Source organism: Promicromonospora sp. NPDC052451, assembly GCF_044547525.1.
Classification (GTDB): domain Bacteria; phylum Actinomycetota; class Actinomycetes; order Actinomycetales; family Cellulomonadaceae; genus Promicromonospora.
Genome location: NZ_JBIUAP010000005.1, coordinates 440,336 through 446,447 on the forward strand (window position 1 = coordinate 440,336; position 6,112 = coordinate 446,447).

4 protein-coding genes and 1 tRNA gene are annotated in these 6,112 nt (G+C 73.0%); 2 read left to right on the forward strand and 3 right to left on the reverse strand.

Annotated elements, in window-relative coordinates:
* Positions 1 to 65: 65 nt before the first annotated feature.
* The 3 genes from ACIG47_RS11895 to ACIG47_RS11905 all read right to left on the reverse strand — a co-directional run bounded on the left by ACIG47_RS11895 (position 66) and on the right by ACIG47_RS11905 (position 3,012).
* A tRNA-Thr gene (locus tag ACIG47_RS11895) sits at positions 66 to 141 on the reverse strand.
* Positions 142 to 231: 90 nt separating this feature from the next.
* Positions 232 to 1,092: a DsbA family protein gene (locus ACIG47_RS11900; RefSeq protein WP_397430965.1), complete on the reverse strand. Its 861-nt coding sequence runs from the start codon at positions 1,090 to 1,092 to the stop codon at positions 232 to 234.
* Positions 1,093 to 1,215: 123 nt separating this feature from the next.
* Positions 1,216 to 3,012, reverse strand: a complete 1,797-nt coding sequence (locus ACIG47_RS11905) for a protein kinase (RefSeq protein ID WP_397430966.1) — start codon at positions 3,010 to 3,012, stop codon at positions 1,216 to 1,218.
* A gap of 175 nt (positions 3,013 to 3,187) precedes the next feature.
* Here ACIG47_RS11905 and otsB point away from each other — a divergent pair, with 175 nt between their 5' ends.
* The gene (gene otsB, locus ACIG47_RS11910) at positions 3,188 to 5,512 is read left to right on the forward strand and encodes a trehalose-phosphatase (protein WP_397413370.1); all 2,325 of its coding nucleotides are present in this window, start codon (positions 3,188 to 3,190) and stop codon (positions 5,510 to 5,512) included.
* 151 nt (positions 5,513 to 5,663) lie between these two features.
* The coding region (locus ACIG47_RS11915; protein ID WP_397430967.1) for an ABC transporter ATP-binding protein at positions 5,664 to 6,112 on the forward strand (449 nt) is incomplete at its 3' end.

Below are 6,112 nucleotides of genomic sequence, written 5' to 3' on the forward strand. Positions count from 1 at the left end.
GTTTGCTTCGAGGTCGGTACAGGCCTGTGCCGACCTCGAAGCAAACTGCCGACCTCGCAGGTACGTGGAGCCGCCTGTCGGGTTCGAACCGACGACCTTCCGCTTACAAGGCGGGAGCTCTACCAGCTGAGCTAAGGCGGCGGGCGGGGAACAGCCTAACGGTTCCGGCCCGAGAGGGAAGAGCGGAGCCCCGGACGCGATGTCCGGGGCTCCGCGGTCACCGCGTCGTCGTCACTCGGACGGCTCGGTGGAGGGCTCTGCCGAAGGCGAGGAGGACGGCGCGGCCTCGCCGGTGATCGCCTCGGTGAGGGCGCCGACGGTCTGCCAGGTGGTGAACCGCTCGCCGTCGATGAGGACGCTCGGCGTGCCCAGGCTGCCGGTCTCGGGGTTCACGACGTCGGGGTCGTCACCGGCGACGGCGGTGGCCGCCTCGACCCACTCGCCGTAGGTGTCCATGGCGTCGCCGTCGGAGATGCCCGCTGCGACGTCGGCGGGCACGCCCGCGTCCTGCGCGATCTGGGCGAGCTGCTCGTCCGTCAGGCCGGGCGTCTGCTCCTCGGGCTGGTTCGCGAACAGTGCCTCGTGGTACGCGTTGAACTGCTCGGGGGCCCGGTCGGCCACCCAGGCCGCGGAGGCCGCCGCACGCGTCGAGTACTCGGTGCCCTGCGACGTGCGGTCCAGGATCGAGATCGGGTGCACGATCAGCGTGACGTCCCCGGCCTCCCGCATCTCGGTGATGCTGGCGCCGTTCAGCGACTCGAACTGGCCGCAGACGGGGCACATGTAGTCCACGTAGACGTCGAGCGTCTTCGCGCCCTCGTTCTCGGTCCCCGCGACGCCGTCGGCCCCCACAGGGATGCCCGTCTGCTCCACCACGCCGGCGGGGATGTTCTCCACCTTCTCCATGGGCGTCTTCTGACCTTCGGCGAGGATCAGCCAGATGGCGACGCCCAGGCCGACCACCGCGAGCGCGAGGACGCTCAGGACGATCACCCGGTTCCGCTTCTCGCGAGCCTGCTGCTTCTTCTGGAGAGCGAGGGCCTCGGCGCGGGCCGCGTCACGGCGCTGCGCCTTGGTCTGATTCGTCGACATCGGGGTCCTTCGAGATGCGGGCCAATGGGGGCGAGGCGCGGCACGCGCCTGGACCAAGACTACTAGCGCTCGCTGGGAGAGCCCTGAACGTTTCGTTACGATCCGGGCCCGCGACCGGGCGGTCTACCAGGCCACGTCGGGCCGGCCGCTCAGCGGCCACCACAGCACGTCCACGGTGCCGTCGAACAGCGGGACCGCGGCGAGCACCGCGAGCGCCAGCAGCACCAGCCCGAGCACCACCTTGGCCCGACGCGACGGCGCGACACGGCGCAGCAGCGGGCCGGCGCCGACCCGGGTCCCGTACGAGGCCGGCCCCCACCAGGCCACGACCACCGTGACCAGCATCGCGACGCCGAGCACGAGGCTGTCCACGATCGGCTGGTTCATGCCGCCCACCGACCGTGCCTCGATGCTGGGGTCCGGGACGATGATCAGGTTGCCGGGCGCGAACAGCAGGAGGCCCAGCAGCACCACGATCACGCCGCAGCAGATGCCGACAGCCGCGGCGGGCAGCACGCCGAACACGGCGCGCACGAGGTGCCAGGGCGACAGGAGGGTCGCGACGAGCGCGTCGGCCCGGCTCGGGCCGCGCCGCTCGCGGCGGCTGCGGAACTCCTCGACGGCGATGCCCGCGAGGCGGGTCAGGACCAGCAGGGCCACGAGCACGGCGGCGGCGATGCCGGGCATGGTCGCCGCGAGCGCCACGAGCGCCAGCCCCGCGGTGAGGAAGATCCCCCGGTACCCCCGCACACGTGCGGGGTTCTCCGGGACCACGACCGGCGCGACCGACGGCGGGGCCGGGCTCGGCGCGCCGACCGCCCGACCGGTCACGGAACGCCCCCGGGCCTGGGTGACGGGTGCGGCCGCCAGGTCGGTCACGCCACCGGCGGCGTTGCGGCGGCGCGCGGCGGCACCCGCTGCGGCGCCGACCCCCGTCCCGCCGGCCGCCGCGGAGACCGGGTGCCGGCGCGGGGGCACGCCGTCGGGCAGCACGCGCGTGGAACCGGCGTCGGCCGCCGTCTCGGCCGTCCTGTCCGCGGTGCCGAGCACCGCGGTCCGTTCGTCGTCGCCCTCGGTCTCGGCGACGAACGCCTCGGACTCGGCCTTGAGCGCCCGGGCCACCTCGTCGGGACCCCACCGTTCGGCGGGCACGGCGCGCAGCGCGGCCGCGAGCGCCCGCTCCGCGCGGGGCGGGAGCCCGTCGAGGTCGGCGTCACCCTGCCGGGAGCGGCGCAGCACCAGCTCGGTGGGGCGGACGCCGAACGGCGCGCGCCCGGTGCCCGAGAACGCGAGCACGGCGGCCCACGACCACCAGTCGGTGTCGGGGCCGGGCTCGGCGCCGTCGAGCAGCTCGGGGGCGAGGTAGCCGGGGGTGCCCATGACGAACCCGGTGCGGGTGGCGCGCGGGTCGTTCGGACCCTGGGCGAGCCCGAAGTCGATCAGGACGGGCCCGGTGCGCGCGATGAGCACGTTGGACGGGGTGAGGTCCCGGTGCACGACGCCGGTGCCGTGCACGGCCTCGAGCGCGTCGGCGAGCTGGTCGGCGAGCTCGAACAGGTCCCGGGGGTCGAGCGGCCCGCGCTCGTCGATCTCCTCCTCCAGGGTGGGTCCCTCGACGAGCTCGGTGACGATGAAGGCCTCGGGCCCCTCCAGCTCGGCGTCCAGCACGCGGGCGACGGCGGGGTGGCGCAGGCCCTGGAGCGCGGCGGCCTCGCGGCGCAGGCGTTCGCGGGCGGCCGGGTCGTCGAGGTGGCGGTGCAGCATCTTGAGCGCGACGGCGTTCCCGCCGCCGTCGACCGCCCGGTAGACGGCGCCCATGGCGCCCGACCCGATCTCGCGCACGACCGTGTACCCGCCGAGCTGAGTGCCCGCGACGGGTCCGGCACCCGGCAGCGCGACCGGGGTGTCCACCTCCTCCATGGGGCACACGCTATCCGCCGCGCACGGGCGATGCCCGTCAAGTCCGGCCCTCTGACCAGCACCGGGAGCGCGCCCCGGCGAGTGAGTCACCGACATCGTTACCCTGAGCAGGTACAAGACCTCGGTACTCTTGACGCTGGACAGCGTGACTCTTCTACATCCAAGGAGCAGTACATTGCCGGGTAAAGACGGGTACGATCTGGTCGTCGTCGCGAACCGGCTCCCGGTCGACTTCACGGTCGGTCCCGAGGGCGACCTCACCTGGCAGAGGTCGCCCGGCGGCCTGGTCACCGCACTGGAACCGGTCATGCAGGACGCCGACGGCGCGTGGGTGGGCTGGTCGGGCGCACCCGACCTGGCCCACGAGCCGTTCACCGCCGACGGCATGCTGCTGGTGCCGGTCACCCTGAGCGCCACCGAGATCGAGCGCTACTACGAGGGCTTCTCCAACGCGACGCTCTGGCCGCTCTACCACGACGTCATCGCACCGCCCGACTACCACCGCCAGTGGTGGGACGCCTACCGCCGCGTCAACCAGCGGTTCGCCGACGCCGCCGCCGAGCAGGCCGCCGAGGGCGGCGTCGTGTGGGTGCACGACTACCAGCTCCAGCTCGTGCCCCGCATGCTGCGCGACCTGCGCCCGGACCTGCGCATCGGGTTCTTCGACCACATCCCGTTCCCCCCGGTCGAGCTGTTCGCACAGCTCCCGTGGCGCCGGCAGATCATCGACGGCCTGCTGGGCGCCGACCTGGTGGGCTTCCAGCGCAACGGCGACGCCGCGAACTTCGTGCGCTCCGCGCGCCGCCTCACCGGGTTCACCACGCGCGGCCCGGTCATCACGATCCCCGACGCCGACGGGCGCCCCGGCCGGCACGTGCGTGCGTCGTCGTTCCCCATCTCCATCGACTCCCGCCGGTTCGACACCCTGGCCCGCACGCCCGAGGTCCAGGCGCGCGCCAAGGAGATCAAGGCCGACCTCGGCAACCCCGACATCCTGATGCTCGGCGTGGACCGGCTCGACTACACCAAGGGCATCCGGCACCGCATCAAGGCGTACGGCGAACTGCTCGACGACGGGCGGCTCGACGTGGAGCACCACACGCTCGTGCAGGTGGCCAGCCCGAGCCGCGAGAACGTGGGCGCCTACCAGGAGCTGCGGGAGCACGTCGAGATCCTCGTGGGCCGCATCAACGGCGAGTACGGCGAGCTGGGCCACTCCGCGATCCACTACCTGCACCACTCCTACCCGCCCGAGGAGATGGCGGCCCTCTACCTCGCGGCGGACGTGCTGCTGGTGACCTCGCTGCGCGACGGCATGAACCTGGTGGCCAAGGAGTACATCGCCGCCCGCTCCGACGAGCGCGGCGCCCTGGTGCTGAGCGAGTTCACCGGCGCGGCCGACGAGCTCTCGCCCGGCCCGCTGCTGGTCAACCCGCACGACATCGACGGCATGAAGGACATCATCGTGGCCGCCGCGACCATGGACCCCCGCGAGCAGCGCCGCCGCATGCGCCGCCTGCGCCGCAAGGTCCTGGCCGACGACGTCGCCAAGTGGTCCGAGACGTTCCTCGGCGTGCTCACCGCGGTACCGGCCCGGCCGCTCACCGTGGACCCGCGCGCGGCGGAGCCCCGGCACCACAACCTCCGGGACGCCCTGACCGCGTTCACCACGCTCCCGGAGGGCGTGCCCGCCAAGGGTCTGGCCCGGATGAGCAACGGCAACGGGCGACGCAAGAAGCCGACGACGGGCTGGCTGCTCGCCTCCGACTTCGACGGCACGCTCGCGCCCCTGGTCGACGACCCCAAGGCGTCGGCCATGACCAAGGCGGCCCGCGCCGCCGTCGAGCAGCTGCACGCGCTCACGCACGAGGCGCCGGTCCGTCTGGCGTTCGTGTCCGGGCGCGACCTGTCCGACCTCGCCGAGCGCACCGTGGCTCCCGAGGGCACGTTCCTCGTGGGCAGCCACGGCGCGGAGGCCGGCCGGGCCACCAGCTCCGGCGTCGAGCAGGTGCCGTTCCACCTCACGACCTCGCAGTCCGCCCAGCTCGACGCGCTCGTGGCCGGCTTCGAGTCCGCCGTGTCGGGCCGGGAGGGGGCGTGGGTGCAGGTCAAGCCCGCCGCCGCCGTCGTGCACACGCGCCTGGCGAGCGTGGACGACGCCGCGGCCATCACCGTGGCCGCCGACGAGGTGGCCGCCAACCAGGGCCTGCCGGCCATGCACGGCAAGGACGTGGTCGAGGTCTCCGTGGTGCCCACCAGCAAGGGCGAGGCCCTGCGCCGCCTGCGCGGCACCGTCGCGGCCGAGCTGGGCGTCGAGAAGGTGCGCGTGCTGTACGCGGGCGACGACACCACCGACGAGGCGGCGTTCGCCGCCCTGGAGGCCGGCGACCTGTCGATCAAGGTCGGCACCGGCGACACCCTCGCCTCGCACCGCGTGCCCGACCCCGACGCGCTCGCCGCCGTCCTGGCCGGCCTGGCCCGCACGCTGGGCGAGGAGTGACCTGCCTGTGACCTGGTCTGTACCGCGACCTTGACCAACCGGGGTACGATCGCGCTGCAACAGTGTCACCGCCGACACGTCAGTGGAAGCAACGGCACCCGACCACAACGGATCGTCCGGCACGTACCTGCCGGTGGAGGGATGTTTTCTCATGGCTACGGTCACTTTCGACCACGCGACGCGCGTCTACCCGGGCACGGAGCGCCCGGCCGTCGACCAGCTGAACCTGGAGATCGAGGACGGCGAGTTCCTCGTCCTCGTCGGCCCGTCCGGCTGCGGCAAGTCCACCTCGCTGCGCATGCTGGCGGGTCTGGAGGACGTCAACGGCGGGCACATCTTCATCGGTGACCGGGACGTCACCGACGTGCAGCCCAAGGACCGCGACATCGCGATGGTGTTCCAGAACTACGCGCTCTACCCCCACATGTCCGTGGCGGACAACATGGGCTTCGCCCTGAAGATCGCCGGCACCCCGAAGGCCGAGATCCGCCAGCGGGTCGAGGAAGCCGCCAAGATCCTGGACCTGACCGAGTACCTGGACCGCAAGCCCAAGGCCCTCTCCGGTGGTCAGCGTCAGCGTGTGGCCATGGGCCGCGCGAT

Bases quoted from the DNA above. Each gene is read 5' to 3' on its own strand.
- ACIG47_RS11900 (WP_397430965.1), bottom strand. From the start codon at position 1,092: ATGTCGACGAATCAGACCAAGGCGCAGCGCCGTGACGCGGCCCGCGCC.
- ACIG47_RS11905 (WP_397430966.1), bottom strand. From the start codon at position 3,012: ATGGAGGAGGTGGACACCCCGGTCGCGCTGCCGGGTGCCGGACCCGTC.